Source organism: Gammaproteobacteria bacterium (assembly GCA_015709695.1).
Classification (GTDB): Bacteria; Pseudomonadota; Gammaproteobacteria; order Steroidobacterales.
This window is the reverse complement of sequence record CP054183.1, coordinates 769,405-789,974: the sequence shown is the minus strand read 5'-3', so window position 1 is coordinate 789,974 and position 20,570 is coordinate 769,405. Positions and strand designations below refer to the sequence as shown.

15 protein-coding genes are annotated in these 20,570 nt (G+C 68.3%); all 15 read right to left on the bottom strand.

Annotated elements, in window-relative coordinates; translation table 11 throughout:
* Positions 1-28 precede the first annotated feature (28 nt).
* Positions 29-1,924 carry an amidotransferase 1, exosortase A system-associated gene (locus tag HRU81_03650; GenBank protein QOJ31266.1) on the bottom strand — a complete coding sequence of 632 codons (1,896 nt, stop codon included), beginning with the start codon at positions 1,922-1,924 and terminating at the stop codon, positions 29-31.
* A gap of 2 nt (positions 1,925-1,926) precedes the next feature.
* Positions 1,927-3,084 (bottom strand): TIGR03088 family PEP-CTERM/XrtA system glycosyltransferase, encoded by a 1,158-nt coding sequence (locus tag HRU81_03645; GenBank protein ID QOJ31265.1) that lies wholly within the window; start codon positions 3,082-3,084, stop codon positions 1,927-1,929.
* A gap of 13 nt (positions 3,085-3,097) precedes the next feature.
* Positions 3,098-3,949, bottom strand: a complete 852-nt coding sequence (locus tag HRU81_03640; GenBank protein ID QOJ31264.1) for a DUF3473 domain-containing protein — start codon at positions 3,947-3,949, stop codon at positions 3,098-3,100.
* Between the two features lie 71 nt (positions 3,950-4,020).
* Positions 4,021-5,523, bottom strand: a complete 1,503-nt coding sequence (locus HRU81_03635; protein ID QOJ31263.1) for a TIGR03016 family PEP-CTERM system-associated outer membrane protein — start codon at positions 5,521-5,523, stop codon at positions 4,021-4,023.
* A 15-nt stretch (positions 5,524-5,538) separates the two neighbouring features.
* Positions 5,539-6,357, bottom strand: a complete 819-nt coding sequence (locus tag HRU81_03630; GenBank protein QOJ31262.1) for an AAA family ATPase — start codon at positions 6,355-6,357, stop codon at positions 5,539-5,541.
* On the bottom strand, positions 6,357-7,964 hold the full coding sequence (locus tag HRU81_03625) for a hypothetical protein (protein QOJ31261.1): 1,608 nt from the start codon (positions 7,962-7,964) through the stop codon (positions 6,357-6,359). The genes HRU81_03630 and HRU81_03625 overlap by 1 nt, the downstream gene beginning before the upstream one ends.
* Positions 7,965-7,986: 22 nt before the next feature.
* Complete coding sequence (locus HRU81_03620; GenBank protein QOJ31260.1) at positions 7,987-8,601, bottom strand: polysaccharide biosynthesis/export family protein; 615 nt, start codon at positions 8,599-8,601, stop codon at positions 7,987-7,989.
* A gap of 56 nt (positions 8,602-8,657) precedes the next feature.
* Positions 8,658-10,205, bottom strand: a complete 1,548-nt coding sequence (xrtA, locus tag HRU81_03615) for an exosortase A (protein ID QOJ31259.1) — start codon at positions 10,203-10,205, stop codon at positions 8,658-8,660.
* Positions 10,202-11,230 carry a FemAB family PEP-CTERM system-associated protein gene (locus HRU81_03610; protein ID QOJ31258.1) on the bottom strand — a complete coding sequence of 343 codons (1,029 nt, stop codon included), beginning with the start codon at positions 11,228-11,230 and terminating at the stop codon, positions 10,202-10,204. Before HRU81_03610 ends, xrtA begins: the two co-directional genes overlap by 4 nt.
* Positions 11,230-13,824: a tetratricopeptide repeat protein gene (locus HRU81_03605; protein QOJ31257.1), complete on the bottom strand. Its 2,595-nt coding sequence runs from the start codon at positions 13,822-13,824 to the stop codon at positions 11,230-11,232. Before HRU81_03605 ends, HRU81_03610 begins: the two co-directional genes overlap by 1 nt.
* A 141-nt stretch (positions 13,825-13,965) precedes the next feature.
* Positions 13,966-15,330: a phosphomannomutase gene (locus HRU81_03600; protein QOJ31256.1), complete on the bottom strand. Its 1,365-nt coding sequence runs from the start codon at positions 15,328-15,330 to the stop codon at positions 13,966-13,968.
* A 43-nt stretch (positions 15,331-15,373) separates the two neighbouring features.
* Positions 15,374-16,798: a mannose-1-phosphate guanylyltransferase/mannose-6-phosphate isomerase gene (locus HRU81_03595; protein QOJ31255.1), complete on the bottom strand. Its 1,425-nt coding sequence runs from the start codon at positions 16,796-16,798 to the stop codon at positions 15,374-15,376.
* A gap of 23 nt (positions 16,799-16,821) precedes the next feature.
* A complete protein-coding gene (locus HRU81_03590; protein ID QOJ31254.1) occupies positions 16,822-18,156 on the bottom strand; it encodes a UDP-glucose/GDP-mannose dehydrogenase family protein in 1,335 nt (444 codons plus the stop codon).
* An 84-nt stretch (positions 18,157-18,240) separates the two neighbouring features.
* On the bottom strand, positions 18,241-19,260 hold the full coding sequence (locus HRU81_03585) for an NAD-dependent epimerase (GenBank protein ID QOJ31253.1): 1,020 nt from the start codon (positions 19,258-19,260) through the stop codon (positions 18,241-18,243).
* A 25-nt stretch (positions 19,261-19,285) separates the two neighbouring features.
* Positions 19,286-20,566, bottom strand: a complete 1,281-nt coding sequence (gene tviB / locus HRU81_03580; GenBank protein QOJ33270.1) for a Vi polysaccharide biosynthesis UDP-N-acetylglucosamine C-6 dehydrogenase TviB — start codon at positions 20,564-20,566, stop codon at positions 19,286-19,288.
* Positions 20,567-20,570: the final 4 nt, after the last annotated feature.

Here is a 20,570-nt window from a genome sequence, read left to right as displayed (position 1 = left end):
CAGCCCCCGGCGTCGATCCCGGTACGGTTCATGCCGCCAGGACCTCGCGGTTGAAACTCTCGTAGATCAGCAGCGACCAGAGGATGGCGCTGTGGTCGCGCAGCCCGGACTGGTGCTGCGACACCAGCCGCTCCACCACATCCATGCTGAACAGGCCGGTGTCCGCCAGCGTTCCGTCCAGCAGACGGCTGCGCAGGCGCTCGCGCAACTCGGCACGGAACCAGCGCGCCAGCGGCACGGCGAAGCCCATCTTCGGCCGGTACACCACATCGCGCGGCACCATGCGGGCCACCGCCTGCTTGAGCACGTACTTGCCCTCCCCGCGGTGCAGCTTCAGGTCCGGCGGCAGGCTGGCCGCCCACTCCACCAGTTCGTGGTCGAGGATCGGCACGCGCACTTCCAGGCTGTGGGCCATGCTGGCACGGTCGACCTTGGTGAGGATGTCTCCCACCAGGTAGGTCTTGATGTCGATGTACTGGATCTGCGACAGGCGTGGCAGGCCGGCGGCCTCGCGCTCGTAGCGACGGAAGATGTCCAGGGCGCCGTAGCCCTGCAGTGCCGAGCGCTGGCGCGGGGAGAACAGGCTGCTGCGCAGGTCATTGCGCGATATCGCCAGGCTGTCGAAGTACGCCTCGACGCTGGATCGCGCCAGCGCCTGCAGGGTCGCCTTGGCGCGCAGCACGCGCGGCGCCCAGTCTGCCTTCGGGTACAGGGCGCCGAGCAGGCCGAACAGCGGGCGGCGCAGGCTGTAGGGCAGGAGGTTGCGCAATGCCTCTTCCCGCAGGTGCCAGCGGTAGCGGCGATAGCCGCCGAAGACCTCGTCGCCACCATCGCCCGACAGGGCCACCTTGACGTGCTTGCGCGCCAGCTCGCAGACCCGGTAGGTGGGCAGTGCCGAGCTGTCGGCAAACGGTTCGTCGTAGATGCTGGCGAGGCGGTCGACGAGGCTGAAATCGTCCGGGTCCACCTGCTCGACGAAGTGCCGGGTGCCAAGTGCCTCCGCGACTTTCTGCGCGTGGGTCGACTCGTTGAATGCCGGGTCGCCGAAGGAGATGGAGCAGGTATTGACCGGCTGGGCCGAGGCTCGCGCCATCATCGCCACCACGCCACTGGAATCCACGCCCCCGGAGAGGAAGGCGCCCACGGGCACGTCGGCGATCATGCGGATGCGCACGGCTTCCTGCAGCCGCTCGGCCAGGCTGTCCACCACCTGCTCCGTCCCGGCCTGGGTGGTGCTGGCGAAGCGCACGTCCCAGTAGGCCACCGGCGCCGGCACCGGGCGGCCGCGTGCAATGACCAGGGTCGAGGCGGCCGGCAGCTTGCTGACGCCGGCGAGGATGCAGCGGGGATCGGCGACGTAGCCCAGCGCGAAGTACTCCTCCACCGCGCAGGGATCGACCTCGCGGCGGATGCCGCCATGGCGCATCAGCGCCTTCAGCTCGGAGGCGAACACCACCCGGCCGTCGGCGAGGACGCTGTAGTACAGCGGCTTCTTGCCCAGGCGATCGCGGGCCAGGAACAGCTCGCTGCGGTTGCGGTCCCAGACCGCCAGCGCGAACATGCCGCGGAATCGCCGCACGCATTCCCGCCCCCACTGCTCCCAGGCATGCACGATGACCTCGGTGTCGGTACGGGTGCGGAAACGGTGACCGTGGCCTTCCAGCTCGCGGCGCAGGTCCATGAAGTTGTAGATCTCGCCGTTGAACACCACGACGACCGACTCGTCCTCGTTGTACAAGGGCTGCTTGCCGGTCGAGAGATCGATGATCGACAGGCGGCGATGGCCGAGGCCGACGCCGGGCTCGACGTGGAAGCCCTCGTCGTCGGGACCGCGGTGCCGCTGGCTGTCGTTCATGACCCGCAGCGCGTCCATGTCGATCGGGGCCGCGTCGCGCGAGGAGAAGATGCCGGTGATGCCGCACATGATCAGGCTGCCAGCGGTGCCGCGCCGCGCTGGCCCGCCATCCGCTCGTAGAGTTCCCGGTACCGCGCCACCATGCCCTCGAGGCTGAACTCGCCGAGCACGCGCTCCCGCGCAGCCTGGCCGTGGCGTGCGAGCAACTGCGGGTTCGCCCGGTAATGGGCCAGGCGCTCGCAGATGGCGGCGGCATCGCCGGGCGGGACCAGGAACCCGGTCCTGCCGTCGGCCACCAGTTCGGCATTGCCGCCCACGGCCGTGGCGATCACCGGCAAGCCGCTGGCCATGGCCTCGAGGATGGTGTTGGAAATGCCTTCGGCGCGCGAGGGCAGGACGAAGACGCTGAATCGCTGCATCTGCTCCGGCACGTCGGCGCGCTCGCCCGCCAGCTCGACCAGGGGCAGCAGGCCACGGCCCCGCAGGTAAGCGCTGATCGCCTCGCGCCGGGACCCGTCGCCGACCAGGTGCAGCCGCGGCGCCACCGGCGATTCGGCGGCCAGCAGCGCAAAGGCGCGTGCCAGCGTCTCGTAGTCCTTGACCTCCTCGAGGCGACCCACGGATCCGACCACGAAAGGCTCCAGCGGCAGCCCGCCCTGCCGCGGCCGGAACCGCGTGGCATCCACGCCGTTGCAGATGCGGCTCACGCGGGCCGGATCGATGCCGATCTCGCGGTCCAGATAGTCCTGCAGCTGGCGCGAGACCACGACATAGCGGCCCACCAGCGGCCGGAAGGCCTTGCGCAGCAGGCGGTAGCGACGTGCCGTGCCGTGCAGGTCGGACACGTCCCAGCCGTGTTCGCCGTGCACGCGCGCGGGCACGCCCGCCAGGAAACCGGCCAGCTGGCCTTCGAGGCAGGGCAGGTTGCGGGTGTGAAAGACATCGAAGTGCCCGGTGCGCAGCATCTTCCAGATCCGGTACAGGTAGGCCGGGTTGTTGCCCGGCGGCTTGTGCAGTTCCACGACCGGCACATTGTCCGGGAGGCGGCGGCGGAATTCCGTCGAGTCGGTCAGCGAAATCACCGTGTGTTCAAACAGATGGGCAGGGAGACCGCGGATTATGTTCACCATGCCATTCTGCAGGCCACCGCAGTCGAAGCGATAGACCAGGTGCGCGATCCTGAGCGGCCTGGCGACGCCCGCCGCCGCGCTGTGCTGCCCGTCCGTCATGTGGCCGTTCCGCTCAGCCGATTTCCGGCGCGAACGCCTGGCGCATGGTCGTCCAGCGGAAATCCCCGAGCAGGCGGCGCAGCTTGGCCTCGAAGACATCGAGGTTGACGTAGTGCCGGAAGCGCGGCTTCAGGCCGATGCCGGGAACCCGCGGTTGCGCGGGATCGATCTCCCATGGATGGAAGTAGAAGACGGCACGCTGCCCTTCCCGCTCGCTGACCTGGCGGATGGCCCAGCGGCTCCAGGCATAGGGCATCAGGCGGAAGTACCCGCCGCCACCACAGGGCAGGCGCAGGCCGGAGACCTCCACCGTGGTGATGGGAATCTCCGCCAGCCGCCCGCTGCCGGGCCGGAACGGAAAACGCGGTGCCTCGCGCATGCCGTAGTGGTCGTGGCTGATCGGGTTGATGCTCGAACTGTAGGTGTAGCCGGCATCGCGCAGCTCGTCCAGCGCCCAGAGGTTGCGCCCGTCGATGGAGAAACTGGCGGCGCGGTAGCCCAGCACCGGCGTACCGGCCAGGTCCTCGAGCACCGCCTTGGTGCGGCTGACATCGGCGCGGAACTCCGCCGGTGTCTGCTCGTGCACCCGCACATGGCTCCAGCCATGGCTGGCGACCTCATGGCCTGCCGCGGCCACCGCCTGCACCAGTGCCGGGAAGCGCTCGGCCGCCCAGCCCAGCCAGAAGAAGGTCGCCGCGACTCGATGCTCGGCGAATATCTCCAGCACCTGGTGCAGGTTGTGCTCGAGCCGCTGCGGTTGCCGGTCCCAGGCATCACGGCGGATGTAGGGCGCAAATGCCGACACCTGGAAATAGTCTTCCACGTCGACAGACATGGCATTCGGCGCTGAATTGGTGCTGTCCATCGCTCACGCCTGCGCCAGGCACGGCCGGCGGCGCCTCGGCCGCGACCTTCCCGGGCGATCGCGCCCCTGTGCTAGTAGAACTTGCGCAGCAGCTGGACGCTGCCCCACAGCTCGTCGTAATCGCTGCTGCCGTCCGCGGCACCACCGCGACGCTGCCATCCCAGGCGGAAACCGAGCCCGGTCTTCAGGCCGAGCGTGTAGTCGATCGCCCCGATCAGCCGCGTCAGCTCGTCGTCGGCTGCCAGCGGCGTGCAGGGCGCCGGATCCAGCGGGTCGCAGCCGGCACCCTCCAGGTCGTTGTACTCGCGGTGGCGCCAGTCCGCCGTGAGGGAAGCCACGCTCTTCGCGCCGATCTCCCAGCTCAGGCCGGCATCGAAGCCGTAGGACTCCTCGTTGCTCAGGTCCGCCGTGGTGGCCAGCTGGTCGCTGGCGAACACCTGGTCCTGCCGCTCTTCCCAGAACAGACCCACCGACAGCTCGGTGCGGTGGAGCTGCCAGCTGCCGAGGGCATCACCGCGGCGCAGGATGAAGCGCGTGGGATTGCCGGGCCGGGCGAGGTCCGAATCCGGCGGTGGCGTCGGCGTCGTGCCGCCGCCCGTCGCGGGTGTCGTGGGGATCTCGCTGACTGCGGTGAGGTCGGAGGTGGTCGGCGCCTCGCTGTAGCTGATGCGGTAGGTGGAATCGAAGTCCTCCAGCTCCCAGAGGAAGCTGTAGGTCGGGCCGAAGTAGCGATGGCCCACCGCGGCGCGCATGTGGCTGGCACCGATATTGGTGCTGAAGCCTGCTTCCCAGCGCCCCTCGCTCAGCGAGTCGTCGGTGGGATCCTCGATGTCGTTGTCGAGGCCGCCGAGGACGAACAGCTCCAGGTCGGTGTTCACCTGGTAGCCGAGTTGCAGGTAGGCGGTCTGCACCACCGTGTCACCGCTCAGCTCGTACTCGACCTTGTCATATTCATAGGCCAGCTCGTAGCCGACCGTTGGCCGCCGCTTGCGGCTGCTCTGCAGGGCGAATCGCCCGCTGACGGTGTCGACGTCCTGCGAGTCCCTGGCGTCGTAGTTGACCTGGCCGATGGTCGCGTAGCCCTCGATCTCGGAATTGCCGAGGACATCACGGTGCCACTGCGGCCCCAGGTTCCAGGTGGTGGCGTCGCTGCGGTTGCCGGTGGTGTTGATGTTGCTGTTGCTGACCGGTTGTTCCGGTGCCAGGTTGACCTGGTTGATGACCGCCGCGCCACGCAGCTGCAGGTCCTTGCCGATCAGGTCGAGCAGCGCCGCGCTGTTGAGCTGGTTGTAGACTTCATTGCGGTCGGAATCGTTGGCATAGAACAGGGCTTCCAGCGTGTAGTCCGCGGTGGCCTGCAAGCCCACGCCCTCATAGATCAGTTCGATCCGCGGCGCCAGCCGTGTCACCCACTCGTCCTCTTCCTGCCCGCTGGGCGCCAGGTCCACGTTGTTGGTGTAGATCTCGGCGACCGTCACCGACGGCTGGATGGCGCTGGCCGCCAGCAGCGGCAGCGGCAGCAGGCCGGCCAGAAGCACCAGGGAACGCGGACCCGCGCAGCGGTAAATGCTCATGCCTGCCATCGTTCCTCAGTAACTGTAGTAGTACTCTTCATGTCGCGCCGCGGGCGGTGCCGGCGATTTGTTCAGCACCAGGCTGACCGCCGCTGCCGATCCCTTGAGCACCGCCAGCACGTTGCTGACCTCGCTGGCCGTCGAGCGACCCGCCTCCACCACCACCAGCGCATGGTGTGCGTGATCGGCCAGCACGCGACCCTCGCTGGAGAGCAGCAGCGGCGGGGAATCCAGCAGCACGATGAGGTTCGGGTCCTCGAGGGCCTTCAGCACCTGGGCCATGCGCGGGCTGGCCAGCAGTTCGGTCGCATCCGGACGGGGCAGGCCGGCGGGCAGGAAGTAGAGGGATTCGACGTCGGTGGCCAGCATGACCTCGGCGGGCCGCGTCGCATCCCCCGCCAGCAGCTCCAGCATGCCCGGGCGATCGGCAACGCCGAAACGGGTGCTGAGCGAACGGCGTACCGGGTCGGCGTCCACCAGCAGCACCCTCATCATGCGCTCGGTGGCCATGCTGGCGGCGAGGTTCAGCGAGATGAAGGACTTGCCCGCCTGGGGCAGGTCACTGGTGATCATCACCACGTTGCCCTGGCGTGCGCCCGAGCGGGACTGGCCAAACACACGGGCCAGCACCGGACGCTTGAGGAAGCGGAAATCCCGGGCCAGCGCCGGGAACGCCTCGAGTGCCAGGCTGGCACGCACGGCCAGCGGTACCGCCTGTGCCGCCGTCGGCAGCGGCAGTTCACCGCGCGGCGCCTCGGCCACCACTGGTGATGGCGCAGGAGCCTTCGCGCGCTCGGCCTGGGACCTCTGGATGGCCTTCTCGACGATGCTCATTATCCGATGGCTCCCTTGATGAGCTCCTGGTCCACGTGGCCGGGGGCCGCGGCGAATACCAGCAGCAACACATAGCAGACCACCAGTGCCGCCACGCTGGCGAGTACCAGGGTCGAGCCACGGCGTGCCACCGCGGTTTCGAACTCGGTGCGCGCCATGCGGATGGTGCCCAGCACCTGGACACCGAATCGCCGCTCCAGGTCCTTGCCGGTGTAGAACACCGGCTGCGTGAAGTTCAGGCCCAGCGCCAGCCCCATTCCGGCCACCAGGGCCAGCAGCAGCACCCCGGTCATCAACAGGCCCCGCTTCGGTCCGATGGGCACTGCCGGCACCGAGGGCGGATCGATGATGCGGAAGGTGACATCGCTCTTGCTCTGCTCCGCATCCTCCGACAACCGTGCGGATTCGACCCGCCGCAGCAGCTCGCTGTACTGGGCCTTGGTGATGTCGTAGTCGCGCATCATGCGCTTGAGCTCCGCCTCCACCGCCGGCATGGTGTCGATCCGCTGGCGCAGGCTGCCCACCACCGCGGACTGGTCGGCGTATTCCGCCTGGATCTGCGCCAGCTCGACCTCCACCTGCGACAGCTGCAGCTTCATCTGCTGGTAGACCGGATTGAGGTCCAGCGGCGAATAGGCACGGCGCGCGGTCCCGCTGTTCTTCGCGGCCGCTTCCTTCTCGGCGCGCAGTTCCGCCAGCATCTGCTTGATGCGCACGATGTCCGGGTGGGTCTCCGTGTACTTCAGGCGCAGCTCGGCCAGCTGCTGCTCGAACTGCGCGATCTGCCGGTCCTGCGGTGCATTGAGCAGGTTCGACTTCTCGTCGGCGGGCACCAGCCCGAATACCGGCTCCTCGCCTTCGAGCTGGCGCTGCAGCTCGGCCTTGCGGTTGCGGGCGACCCGCAGCCGCCCCTCGATGGCCTGCAGCTTGGAAACCTCGCCCTGCATGCGCCCGTAGTAATCGGAGCCCTCACCGGGCAACAGGCCGACGTTCTTGCGCTTGAAGTCCGCCAGCTGCTGCTCCGCTTCGTTCAGGCGCCGCTCGTAGTCCTTGAGCTTGTCGACCAGGAATTTCTCCGCCGAGCTGCTGTCGGAGCGGTTCTTGCCGAGCGAACCCTCGATGAAGTTGTTGAGCAGCGCGGTGACGACGGTCAGTGCCTTGCGTGGATCGTTGTTCTGGTAGGAGATGCGCACGATGTTGTTGCCATCGCGCTCGAGCTTGATGCTCGCCTGGAGCTGGCCGATGAGCTGGTCGAACGCCGCCTTGTCCTTGGCCTGGATGTCGAGATCCGTCTCCCGCGCCAGCCGCTCGAGGTTGGGCCGGCTCATGATGGCCCTCTCCATCATGGCCACGTCGGACATCATGTCGGTATTGACCGCCAGGCCCTGCAGCAACGGCCGCAGTGCGCTTTGCGTCTCGACGTAGACACGCGTGGACGCCTGGTGCACGTCCGGCAGCAGTGAAACCAGCAGCCAGCCGGCGAGGCTAAGCCCCCAGGCCACGGCCACCGCCGGCCAGCGGAAGCGCCAGCAGCCCCACAGGACTCCCTTGAGGAAGTCCACCAACTCGGAGAGGTCTATTGCCTGCGGTGCTTTCGATTCGGCCATCAGACGTTACCTGGCTGGCGCCTTACAGGCGGGACTCCGGAATGATGAGCACGTCGCCCGGCAGGATCTCGAGGTTCTGCGAGAGGTCGCCGTCGTTCATCAGGTCATCGAGACGCAGGCGGATCTCGCTGTGCTGGCCACCGGCACTGCGCACCACCTTGGCGCGGTTGCCGGCCGCTCCCGGGGCGAGTCCTCCGACCTCGATCATCACGTCGAGCACGGTCATGCCACGACGATAAGGCAGTGCCTTGGGCTGCGCCGCCTTGCCGACCACGCGCACCTGCTCCGCGAAGGTACCGACGAACGAGCGCACGACCACGTTGACCTGCGGGGTCTTGACGAAGCTTCCCAGCGCGCCCTCGAGGTCGCGCGCCAGCTGCGTCGGCGTCTTGCCCACGGCCTGCATGTCCTCCACCAGCGGAGTGGAGATCCTGCCATCGGGCCGCACCGGGATGGTGACCGACAGGTCGGGGTTGTTCCAGACGAAGATCTCCAGCTCGTCGCCCGGGCCGATGAGGTAGGTCGCCGGGATGTTCGGTGCCACCGTCGTCGGTGGCGGCTTGGAGGTGGCGCAGCCACCGATGAACAGGTTGGTCGCCATCAACAGCACGGTTGCGGTCATCACTCGCCAGGTCATCGCATTTCTCCCTCTCATCCCCTGTTCATGCCACAGGCCGCCCGGCCCGCGGCGGGCTAATCGTGGTCGCACGCCACGCCGGGCTGCTGCGCTGCAGGCCTGCAATCGGCCAGCGCGGCTGCCAGGTCGGCGATGATCGCATGCAGGGAATCCTCTGGCCGGTCGAGACCTGTGATATCGAGCGCCACAGCTATCAGCGCCGGTTTCTTATGCTCGCCCTGCATCATTGTCCGGACTTCCGCGATTTTTGCAGTGACCGGGTTCGCAATTCGTGCCCCGCCAACGTCGAACCAGTAGGCCACCATGAGGTCCCGGCTACCCTCGTGCAGCCGCATCTGGCGCACCGGCACCGGACCGGCGGCCGACGGCACGGCGGCTTCCCGTTCGTCGACCAGCACCACCAGGTCGCCGGCCAGACGTTCACGCAGCAAGCTGAGGTCCCGCCCGCCTGGCCCGCTCCCGGCCTGGAAGACGTGTACCTCGAAGCCCGGTGCCCCGGTGTAGGCCAGGTGCTCGGCCGCCCACCCCGTCCCTGCCGCCAGCCAAACCGGCGAATCGGCGCTTCCCGTCAGCGTCGCCCCGGCCAGACTCGCCGGGAGCGCCGCGGCCGCGGGCTGCCCATCGCCACCCGGACCTGCGCCCAGGCGGGTGGAAACGAGCAGGCCCAGCGCCAGCACCAGGCCACCGGCACCGGCACTGGCCAGGAAGGCAGCCGGACGCCGGCTGAGCGTGCCTGCGAAGCGCGCCGACGGGGCAATCACCGGCATCGCCCCGGTGTCGGCAAACCGCAAACCCACGCCGAACAGCACGACCAGCAGGATCGAGAACAGGAACCACCCATATATGAAGTGATCCACGCCCGCCGCGAGCCTCATGTCGCTCCAGTGCGCAAGCAGCACGATTATATAGGCACGCAGGACATTCGCCATCACTGTGAATAGCACGACGAACGCCATGAAAAGGAGACGCTTTCTCCAGCCGCGATAGAAGAAATACGCGAACAGCAACCCCGCCGTTGCCGCAGCGATCAGGTAGCGCACGCCGCTGCAGGCATCGGCCACCTGGAAGTCGCCGGACGGAATGCTGATCAGCCAGCCGTCCTGGAACACCGGGACGCCGGAAGCCTTCAGCATCCATGCGCTGCCATCGGCGGTCAGGTTCATCATCGGCGGGATGAGGAATTCACCCGCGGGTACGGCCAGCAGCGCGAACACGAGGGGGAAGCTCGCCACCCGCAGGACCGCCGGGCCGAGGACCAGCAGCACCAGCGCCGGGATCATCAGCATCATGGCGAACTGTCGCACCACGTCCGCCTGCACCAGGCTGCCGATCAGCCAGCCGGCCAGGCAGGCCAGCAGCGCCGGCAGACCCCACCAGCAGGGCCGGGCCTCCGTGGCGGCCAGCACGGCACGCTGCCGGTAGAGCAGCCAGGCGCAGACAGGCAGGATCAGGACTCCATGGGCAAAGGTGTCCGACCGTGCCCATACCCGCGCCATCGACGCCAGGGTTGGCAGGAAGGCCAGCAATACCGCGCCAGCCAGCAGTCCCACCAGCAGCGGCGGCGGCAGCCGCCCCAGCCCCGGGACCGGCTGCTGCAGCGTCATCCGAGGTCCTTGGCGAGCCAGGGGCCGATGATGTTGGTCACCGGCAGCGGCATCCTGCGCCAGAGGCCGATCAGGGTGTGGTACCGGGGATTGTCAGGCGTGACATTGGGAATGGCGCTGGCGCGGATCAGGTCGTACTGGTAACCGAGGGGCGCCGGCTCGAAGCCCCAGTGGGTCTTGAACCGGTAGGACCCGGTGCCTTGCCGGCTGCGCCCGAAATCGAAGACACGCACGCCGCGGCCGAGGGCGTGCACCAGCAGCTCCCAGTACATGAAGTCGTAGGCGTGGTACTCGCGTGCGGCATCGGTGCCACCACCGTAGTAGGGCAGCACCTCGTCGCGGAAGTAGAAGCTCATGACCGCGGCGACGGCCGGCGCCTGGGCACCCGGTCCGACGGTCATCACCTGGCAACGCGGGCCGAAGACCCGCTGCAGGCGCTCGAAGTAATGCCGGGGCAGCACCGGCGTACCCAGGTTGCGCAGGCTCTCCGCGTAGACCTGGAAGAAGTCGCCAAGTGGCGCATCGAAGCGCGGCACCAGTCCCTTGGCGGCACCCTTGCGGATCATGGCGCGCTGCTTGCGCGGAATGGCCGCCATGTTCTTCTCGGGATCGGCATCGAGCGCCCGACGGAAGGTGACGTAGCGGTTGGAAACCGGCAGGTCACCGGCAGGACGGATGTTGCGCAACTCCAGGAAATCGACCCCGAGCTGCCTGCCCAGCACGCCTGCCTGCGCCACCAGCGCTTCGCGGCTGGCAGCGTCGGCGGCAGCCGGCCCGCCGTAGACACAGAAGGGCAGCGACACCAGCTTGTGGCCGAAGAGCCGGCTGCGTACCTGCACCAGCGGCAGGACACCGGCCACGGCGCCATCCTGCTCGGCGTAGAGATAGTGGACCGGGTGGCCGAAAGACTCGGCAATCACATCGCGCCAGCCCGCGAGATGGAAGAAGCTGGCATCGCCACAATCCTCGACGAAGGCATCCCAGTGCGGATACACCGCGCGGTCCTGCAGCTGCCGAACCTGCATCAGCCGGCTCCGCCCGCTGCCGTGCCGAGGCGCTGCTGCAAGGCTTCGGCGGCGCCGCGGCTGGGAAAGCTGGGCGCGGACGCCAGCAGCGCCGCCAGCGTGCGGCGCGCGGCGGCGGCATCCCCGGTCGCGTTCAGGGCCCAGGCGAGGTGATACTGGATCTCCGGATCGCCTGGGCTGCCGCGTGCCGCAGCGGCAATAAGCTCATGGCCGCCCTTGCGATCTCCCTGCTGCAGCCGTATCCAGCCCAGCGTGTCCATGGCCTCGGCGGAGCGCGGCTGCACCTCCAGGGCCCTCCGGGCCAGCGTCTCGGCCCGCGCGTCACCCGCTTCGAAATAGAGCCAGGCGAGGTTGTTGAGGGCAACCGGCTGATCGGTCACGGCCGCGAGCAGGCCCTCGTACTCGGCCACCGCGGCATGGGTATCGCCGAGCTGGCGATGTATGCTGGCCTTGAACAACCGGGCAGCGACATCCGTCGGATGACGTGCCACCCAGCCGGCCAGCAGCTCGCACGGCGGCTGCCGGTTCAGGGCAATCCGCGCGCGACAGCTGCGCATGGCCGCGGCAGCACCGGGTTCCAGCACGAATGAGCGCTCGAACAGCGGCAGGGCGGCAGACGCCTTGCCTGATGAAAGAAGGATGTCGCCAGCCGCCAGCAGCACCGCGGCATCTCCCGGCGCAAGCCGCAGCGCGGTGTCGATGGCCTGTTGCGTGGTCCCGTCATCACCCGAGGTGGCCGTGACCCGACCGAGGTTGAGCCAGGCACGGGCATTGCGTGGGTCGATGGCGGTCACGCGCAGGAACGCGTTGCGTGCCTCGTCCAGCCGACCCGCGGCCGCGGCCATGCGACCCAGGAGGTTCAATGCCTCGGGCGAGTCCGCCGCCACCTGCACCGCGGCGCGTCCCTCGGCCAGTGCGGCATCGGCATGCCCGGCGGAGAGCTCGGCCTCGGCGAGCATGATCCGTGGCCTGAAGTCACCGGGCTCGGCGGCGATGACCTTGCGCAGGCGCTCCCTGGCGAGATCCTCCGCCCCTTCCCGCAGGTCCAGGCGCGCAAGGTTCAGCAGGGCCTCGCGATTGCCCGGCTCCAGTCGCAGTGCCGCCTCGAAGCCGCTGCGGGCCGGTGCGTCCTCGCCCTGCCAGAGATGCACCGTCGCCGCGAGCATCTGCGCCCAGGCGGCACCACTGTGCTCGGCGACCAGGCGGTCGGCAATGCCCTGTGCCTCGCCGCCACGCCCCTCGAGCAGCGCCGCCATGACGGACAGGTAATCCACCGCGAGGCGCGTCTCCGGCGCAGCGGGCATTTCCGCCAGCATGGCCCTGGCGGCGGTGACATCGCCACTCGCCAGCCGGGCGCTGATCTCGCCGAGACGCAGGCGCGCGTCGCCTGGATTCGCGGCGCTGCCTTGCCGGAAGTAGCGGATGGCCGCATCGCTGTCGCCCAGGCGCAGGCTCGCCTCGCCGGCCAGCCCCAGAAGTCGCTGGTCGAAGACCGCACCCGGCCCCTGTCGGATGATCGGCAACAGTGCCTGCAATGCCTCCTGTGGCCGGTTCTGCCGGATGCGCAGCTCGGCCAGCAGACGCACCAGGAACGGGTCCGCGCCGCTGCCAGCCATGACCCGCGACAGGTGCATGGCCGCCTGCTCGAAGTTGCCATCGAGATAGTGCACCGTCCCCAGCAGCCGCTCGGCGACGGCGAAATCGGGCACGTCCCGGAGCAGGCGCTGCAGGCTGAGGATGGCTGCCGCATAGTCGGCCGACTCCGCCTGAAGGCGCGCGCCGAGGTAGCGCGTCAGCGGGGCACTGGGGGCGATCTTGCGCAGTTGCCCGACAGACTGCGCCGCCGCGGCACGATCTCCGGCAGCGAACTCCGCCTCGGCGAGCGGCGCCAGCACATCGGCCTGGTCGGCCGGCCTGCTGGCCAGGGCGAGTGTCGCGCGCAGGTCGCTGGCCGCAGCCGCCGCACCCTGGAGCGCGGCGATGCGTCGACCCCGCAGGATGCGGGCCGGGATGTCATTCGCATCGAGTTTCAGTGCCGCTGCCAGCAGCGTGTCACCTTCATCCATGCGCCCCGATTTGAACATCAGCGCGGCCGTGGCCACCACCGGGGCGGCCTGCCCCGGCGCGGCAGCCATGGCCGCCCGATAGCGCGCCTCGGCCGCGGCGTTGGCGCCCGCGCCCTCCTCGGCGCGCCCCGCCAGCATCAGCACGCGGAAATCGACACCTGCGGCGTCGGGCAGGTCTCCCAGCGTCTGCAGTGCCTGCGCATAGTCACGCTGGGCCAGCAGCGCCTCCACCAGCACCAGGCGGATCTCCGGCGCCTTGACCCCGAGTTCGATGGCACGGCGCAGTTCCTTTGCGGCGCCTTCGGCATCGCCCAGCACGAACTCGACCCGGCCGAGAGTCGCTCGCGCCGCGCCGTCGTCCGGCTGCAGCTGCAGCAGGCTCTTCAGGTGAATCGCGGCGGTGCGCGGCTCGCCATCGGCGATGGCCGCATCGGCACGCTGGCGAAGCTGCTCCGGCGTCGGCTGACAACCCGACAGCAGCCAGGCCAGGCCCACGCCCGCCAGCAGGCATCCGCCGGCTCGCCTCAACCCGCTGGCACTCATCGCTGTCAAGAAACTGGACTCCGCTACGGGCACAGGCCGTCGTACCCGCCGTGATTGTAGGTACCTGGCGCCGATCCCGCACCGAACACCGTCACACCGGGTCACCTGCCGGCCTGACGCGACGCATCAGTGCTGGTCGAGCAGCGCGAGGATCTCGGCGGTCTTCTCTTCCATCAATGCCACGTCGCCCCGGCTCTCGACGTTGAGCCGGACCACCGGCTCGGTATTGGAGGCCCGCAAGTTGAAGCGCCAGTCGCGCATGGCGATGCCGAGGCCATCGGTCTCGTCGATGGCCTCGGCTCCGGGCGCATAGCGCCCGCGGACCCGGGCCATGGCCGCCGCGGGGTTCGCCAGCTTCCGGTTGATCTCGCCGCTGACCGGGTAGCGGCGGATGCGCTCCGCCACGAGCGCCGACAACGGCTGCCCGCTGCTGCTCACCAGGCCCGCCACCAGCAGCCACGGGATCATGCCGCTGTCGCAGTAGGTGAAATCGCGGAAGTAATGATGGGCGCTCATCTCGCCGCCGTAGACGGCATCCTCGCGGCGCATGCGCTCCTTGATGAACGCATGGCCGGTCTTGCTCTGCACCGGAATGCCGCCGCCCGCCCGCACGATATCCTCGGTATTCCAGACCAGCCGTGGATCGTGGACGATGCGGCTGCCAGGGTGCGCCGCAAGCATGGCCTCCGCCAGCAGGCCAACCACGTAATAGCCTTCGATGAAGCAGCCACGCTCATCGAACAGGAAGCAGCGATCGAAGTCGCCATCCCATGCGACGCCGAAATCGGCGCCCGCGCTGCGGATGGCGGCGCTGGTTGCGTCCCTGTTCTCCGGCAGCAGCGGATTGGGCACCCCGTTGGGAAAGTGTCCATCGGGCTGGTGCTGGATCTTCGTCAGCCGGAACGGCAGCTCGCGTTCCAGCGCATCCACCACCGGCCCTGCGCTGCCATTGCCCGCGTTCATCACCAGACGCAGGGGCCTGAGGCTCGACCGGTCCACGTAGCCCAGCAGGTGGCGGATGTATGCGGGCCGGGGATCAGCCTGGCGCACACCGCCCCGATGTGCCGCAGCGCCGGATTCGCCGCCCGCCAGCTGCGCCGCCCTTCGCCGGATCTCGTCGAGGCCGGTGTCGCCACTGACCGGGCGCGACTGCGCACGAACCAGCTTCATGCCGTTGTAGTCGGCAGGATTGTGACTGGCCGTGACCATGATGCCGCCGTCGGCAGCCAGGTGCGAGGTGGCGAAATAGACCTCCTCGGTGCCGCAGAGGCCGATGTCGATGACGTCGGTACCCGCCTCATTGAGTCCGCGCGATACCGCCGCCGAGAGTGCCGGCCCGGAAAGCCGGATGTCGTGTCCCACCACCACCTCGCGGGCGGCGAGGAACTCGCCGAACGCCCTGCCAATGCGGCGGGCGATGTCCTCGTTGATCTCGTCGGGCATGCGCCCGCGGATGTCGTAGGCCTTGAAGCAGCTCAGTGACTCGGTCATCGACGCTGTTCCGGAAACCGTGGCGAGGGCGGGCGCCACGCACTCAGTCGCTGCGACCCTGGCGACCGTAACGGTCTTCCAGGCGCACGATATCGTCCTCGCCGAGGTAATCGCCCACCTGCACTTCGATGATCTCCAGCAGTTCGGTACCGGGATTCTCGATGCGGTGGCGCGCCCCGAGCGGAATGAACGTGTGCTCGTTGCGGTGCAACTCGAAGACCTCGTCGTCGCGGGTGATGCGGGCAATGCCCGATACCACCACCCAGTGCTCCGCACGCTGCCGGTGCAGTTGCAGGGACAGCACCGCCCCGGGCAGCACCGCGAGGCGCTTCACCTGGAAACCGGGCCGCGACTCCAGGCTGTCGTAGCTGCCCCAGGGGCGGAACACCTCGCGCCCCAGCACGACTTCCGGGCGGCTTGCCCCGGCCAGCGCCTCCACCAGCAGCTTCACGTCCTGGCTGCGCGACCTCGGCGCCACCATCACCGCATCCCGGGTCTCGACGACCACGCAGTCCTCGAGGCCCACGACGCCGACCAGGCGGCTCTCGGCACGCAGGTAGGAATCCCGGCAATCGATGGCGACCACGTCGCCGACGGTGACGTTGCCCGCCGCATCCTGCCCCGATGCCTGGTGCAGGGCCGCCCATGAGCCCACGTCACTCCAGCCGGCACTGAGCGGCACGACGCTGCCGCGGGTGGTTGCCTCCATCACCGCGTAGTCGATGGATTGTGTGCGACAGGCGCGGAATGCCGTGTCGTCCAGCCACAGGGTCGTCGCTTCGCTGCGCCCGGCCGCCACGGCCGCCTCGCAGGCGGCCAGGATGTCGGGGGCGAATGCCCGCAGCTCGCGCAGATAGGCACCAGCACCGAAGAGGAACATGCCGCTGTTCCAGAAGTGCCGTCCGCTGGCGACGAAGCCCCGGGCCGTGGCCAGATCCGGCTTCTCGACGAACTCCTCGATGCGACGCGGGCCGGGGCCGCCGGTTGCTCCGCGGATGTAGCCATAGCCGGTCTCTGCACGCTCCGGCACGACGCCGAAGGTCACCAGTTCGCCGGCCATCGCCGCCGGCAGCGCGCTGCGCACCGCCGCCTGGAACGCAGCCGGATCAGCGACCAGGTGATCGGATGGCAGCACCAGCAGCAGCGGCTCGCCATCCTGCTCCGCCGCGGCCCGCAACGCCGCGGCCGCCACGGCCGGGGCCGTATTGCGCCCGACCGGCTCGAGGATCAGACGGGGGCTGGCACCCGCCTTGCGCAGCTGCGCGTCCACCATGAAACGGTGGGCCTCGTTGCAGAGCACCAGCGGTGCCTCGCAGCCGGGCCCGAGGTCCTGCACCCGCTGCCAGGTATCCTGCAGGAGCGTGCCCGTGCCGTGCAGCGCCAGCAATTGCTTGGGCAGCAGCGATCGCGACAGGGGCCAGAGCCGGGTGCCGGATCCGCCGCAGAGGATGACGGGGACGATCTGCATGCGGCAGGCGTGCGGCCCCGTGCTCAGGTGGCTGGCGCGCTGCGGCCGATGCCGAAGTAGCGCAGTCCCATGCGCCGGACCATTTCCGGATCGTAGATGTTGCGGCCATCGAAGATGGCGCCGGCCGCCAGCTTGTGGCGCAGCAGCTCGAAATCGGGGCTGCGGAACTCCTGCCACTCGGTGACGATTGCCAGCACGTCGGCCCCCTCCACCGCCTCGTAGGCCGATCCGCAGTAGACCAGGTCGGGGCGTTCCCCATGAATGCGGCGTGCCTCCTGCTGTGCCTTGGGGTCATAGGCGCGGACCCGTGCGCCCGCTGCCCACAACTGCTCCATGAGCACGCTGCTGGAGGCCTCGCGCATGTCATCCGTGTTGGGCTTGAAGGCCAGGCCCCAGAGGGCCACGGTGCGTCCCTGCAGCTTGCCGCCGAAGAACTCCGAGATCTTCGTGAACAACACGCGCTTTTGCCGGTCGTTGACGTCCTCGACCGCCTTGACGAGCTGCATCTCGAAGCGGTGCTCCTCGGCCGAACGGATCAGGGCGCTGACGTCCTTGGGAAAACACGAGCCGCCGTAGCCGCATCCCGGATAGATGAACTCGAAGCCGATTCGTGGATCCGAACCGATGCCGACGCGCACCTGCTCGATATCGGCACCGCAGATCTCGGCCATGTTTGCCAGCTCGTTCATGAAGCTGATCTTGGTGGCCAGCATGGCATTGGCCGCGTACTTGGTGAGCTCCGCTGAGCGCACATCCATGACGATGAGCTTGTCGTGGTTGCGGCTGAATGGCTCGTACAGGGCGCGCAGCAGTTCCGTGGCCCGGGCACTCGCCGAGCCGATGATGATGCGGTCGGGCTTCATGAAGTCGCCGACCGCGGCGCCCTCCTTGAGAAATTCCGGATTCGACACCACATCGAACGGCGGCGGCGCCTGGCGCCGTCCCAGCACCTCGCCCACCGCCTGGCGCACCTTGTCGGCTGTGCCCACCGGTACCGTCGACTTGGTGACGATCACCTTGTAGTCGTCCATGCCGGCGGCGATGGCGCGCGCCACCGTCAGCACGTGACTCAGGTCGGCCGAGCCATCCTCGTCCTTGGGGGTGCCCACGGCGATGAACTGGAAGGGCCCGTGGCGCACGCCGACGGCGACATCCGTGGTGAAGGCGAGGCGTCCGGCCTGGAAGTTGCGGCGCACGATGTCTTCCAGCCCCGGCTCGTAGATCGGCACCTGGCCGCGGCGCAGGGCCGCCACCTTGGACTCGTCGATGTCCACGCAGGTGACATGGTTGCCCACCTCTGCCAGGCAGGCGCCCGTGACCAGGCCGACATAGCCCGTGCCATGAACTGTTACACGCATGATGTCCCGCTTCTCTCCAGCCGCTATGCACCGATGATGCCTGGCCGCCAGCCGCAGCCGCCGGCAAGGCCGCCCCGCCCGCCGTCAACCGTCGCGGCGGATCCCGTAGTACGCGAGGTACCACTCGACGAAGCGTGCCACACCCACCTCCACGGGGGTAGCCGGCCGGTAGCCGACCTCTGTGATGAGGTCCTCCACGTCGGCAAAGGTGTCGGGCACGTCGCCCGCCTGCATGGGCACCAGGTTCTTCTCGGCCTTGCGGCCGAGGTACTCCTCGAGCACCTCGATGTAGCGCATCAGCTCCACGGGCTGGCTGTTGCCGATGTTGTACAGGCGGTAGGGCGCCGAACTGCGGGCCGGATCCGGTTCATCGGCGTTCCATGCCGGATCCGCGGTCGCCACGCGATCCATGGCACGAACCACGCCCTGGGCGATGTCATCGACGTAGGTGAAGTCACGTCGATGACGGCCGAAGTTGAATACATCGATCGGCTTGCCATCGAGGATGTTGCGCGTGAACTGGAACAGCGCCATGTCGGGACGGCCGTAGGGGCCGTACACCGTGAAGAACCGCAGCCCCGTAGTCGGCAGGCGATGCAGCATCGAGTAGCTGTGCGCCATCATCTCGCTGGCCTTCTTGGTGGCGGCGTACAGCGAGATCGGGTGGTCGGCGGCGCGATGCGTGGAGAACGGCATGTGCGTGTTGGCGCCGTACACCGAACTGGTGGAGGCATACACGAGATGTTCCACGCCGTTGGCCCGGCAGCCCTCCATGACGTGGAAGCTGCCCACCAGGTTGCTGTCGATGTAGGCATGGGGGTTGATGAGGGAGTAGCGCACTCCGGCCTGTGCCGCCAGGTGCACCACGCGCTGGAAACGCTGTTCGCGGAACAGCGTCTCCATGCCGGCCCGATCGGCCAGATCGAGCTTCACGAAGCTGAAGCCGGGCAGCTTGCCGAGCAGCTCGAGGCGATGACGCTTGAGGTTGACGTCGTAGTATTCGTTGAGGTTGTCGAGCCCGACGACCTCGTCACCCCGCTCCAGCAGGATGCGGGAGACGAACATGCCGATGAAGCCGGCGGCGCCGGTGACCAGTATCTTCATGATGGGTTGATCCGTCGGCAGGCCGTCACAGGCGTGCGTCCACCTGGTCCGCCGGCAGCATGCTCTTGATGTCGTACAGCACGGCATCGGCCACGCCCAGGGCGCGGATGGCGGCGACCCCCAGCTCGCGGAACTGCCTGTGGGCAACCGCCAGCACCATGGCATCGTAGCGGCCTGGCTGCGGCGCCGCCTGCAGCAGGTCTATGCCGTATTCCTCGTGCACCGCCGCACCGTCGGCCCAGGGGTCATGGATGTCCACGGTGGCGCCGTAGCTGCGCAGTTCGCGGACCACGTCGACGACGCGGGTATTGCGCACGTCGGGGCAGTTCTCCTTGAAGGTGAAGCCCAGCACCAGAATGCGCGAGCTCGGCAGGCTCTTGCCGCGCCTCACCATGAGCTTGACCACCTCCGAGGCGACATACAGGCCCATGTTGTCGTTGATGCGCCGGCCGGCCAGGATCATTTCCGGATGGTAGCCGATCTGCTGCGACTTGTGCGTCAGGTAGTAGGGATCGACGCCGATGCAGTGCCCGCCCACCAGGCCGGGGCGGAAAGGCAGGAAATTCCACTTGGTGCCGGCTGCCTCCAGCACCTCGATGGTATCGAGACCCATGCGGTTGAAGATCAGCGCCAGCTCGTTGATGAGCGCGATGTTGACATCCCGCTGCGTGTTCTCGATCACCTTGGCCGCTTCCGCCACCTTGATGCTGGAGGCCCGGTAGGTGCCGGCCTTGATGATGCTGGCATACAGCCTGTCGATGAAGGCGGCTGCCTCCGGTGTCGAGCCGGCGGTGATCTTGCGGATCGTCGTCAGCCGGTGTTCCTTGTCGCCGGGATTGATGCGCTCCGGGCTGTAGCCGAGGAAGAAATCGCGGTTCGCCTTCAGGCCCGACACCTGCTCGATGATCGGTGCACAGTCTTCCTCGGTTGCCCCGGGATACACCGTGGACTCGAAGACGACGATGGCGCCCTTCTTCAGCACCTTGCCGACCGTGCGGCTGGCACTCATCAGCGCACCGAGGTCTGGCCGCTTGGCATCGTCGATGGGCGTCGGCACGGTGACGATGAAGACATCACGGTCGCGCAGCTTCTCGAGGTCCGTGGTGTAGCGCAGCCGGTGGGCTGCCGCCAGTTCCTCGGGGCTCGCTTCCAGGGTGGAATCCCGGCCCGCCTGCAGCTCGGCTACCCGCGCCGCATTGATGTCGAAACCGACGGTGTCGTAGTGGCGGCCGAACTCGATGGCCAGTGGCAGGCCTACATAGCCCAGGCCGATGATGGCGACACGGGTCTGATCAAGCTTGTCCAGGTCC

Bases quoted from the DNA above. Each gene is read 5' to 3' on its own strand.
- HRU81_03650 (QOJ31266.1), bottom strand. From the start codon at position 1,924: ATGTGCGGCATCACCGGCATCTTCTCCTCGCGCGACGCGGCCCCGATC.
- HRU81_03595 (QOJ31255.1), bottom strand. From the start codon at position 16,798: ATGCAGATCGTCCCCGTCATCCTCTGCGGCGGATCCGGCACCCGGCTC.
- HRU81_03625 (QOJ31261.1), bottom strand. From the start codon at position 7,964: ATGGCCGAATCGAAAGCACCGCAGGCAATAGACCTCTCCGAGTTGGTG.
- HRU81_03640 (QOJ31264.1), bottom strand. From the start codon at position 3,949: ATGGACAGCACCAATTCAGCGCCGAATGCCATGTCTGTCGACGTGGAA.
- HRU81_03590 (QOJ31254.1), bottom strand. From the start codon at position 18,156: ATGCGTGTAACAGTTCATGGCACGGGCTATGTCGGCCTGGTCACGGGC.
- HRU81_03585 (QOJ31253.1), bottom strand. From the start codon at position 19,260: ATGAAGATACTGGTCACCGGCGCCGCCGGCTTCATCGGCATGTTCGTC.
- HRU81_03630 (QOJ31262.1), bottom strand. From the start codon at position 6,357: ATGAGCATCGTCGAGAAGGCCATCCAGAGGTCCCAGGCCGAGCGCGCG.
- HRU81_03645 (QOJ31265.1), bottom strand. From the start codon at position 3,084: ATGACGGACGGGCAGCACAGCGCGGCGGCGGGCGTCGCCAGGCCGCTC.
- HRU81_03620 (QOJ31260.1), bottom strand. From the start codon at position 8,601: ATGACCTGGCGAGTGATGACCGCAACCGTGCTGTTGATGGCGACCAAC.
- HRU81_03610 (QOJ31258.1), bottom strand. From the start codon at position 11,230: ATGCAGGTTCGGCAGCTGCAGGACCGCGCGGTGTATCCGCACTGGGAT.
- xrtA (QOJ31259.1), bottom strand. From the start codon at position 10,205: ATGACGCTGCAGCAGCCGGTCCCGGGGCTGGGGCGGCTGCCGCCGCCG.
- HRU81_03600 (QOJ31256.1), bottom strand. From the start codon at position 15,330: ATGACCGAGTCACTGAGCTGCTTCAAGGCCTACGACATCCGCGGGCGC.
- HRU81_03635 (QOJ31263.1), bottom strand. From the start codon at position 5,523: ATGAGCATTTACCGCTGCGCGGGTCCGCGTTCCCTGGTGCTTCTGGCC.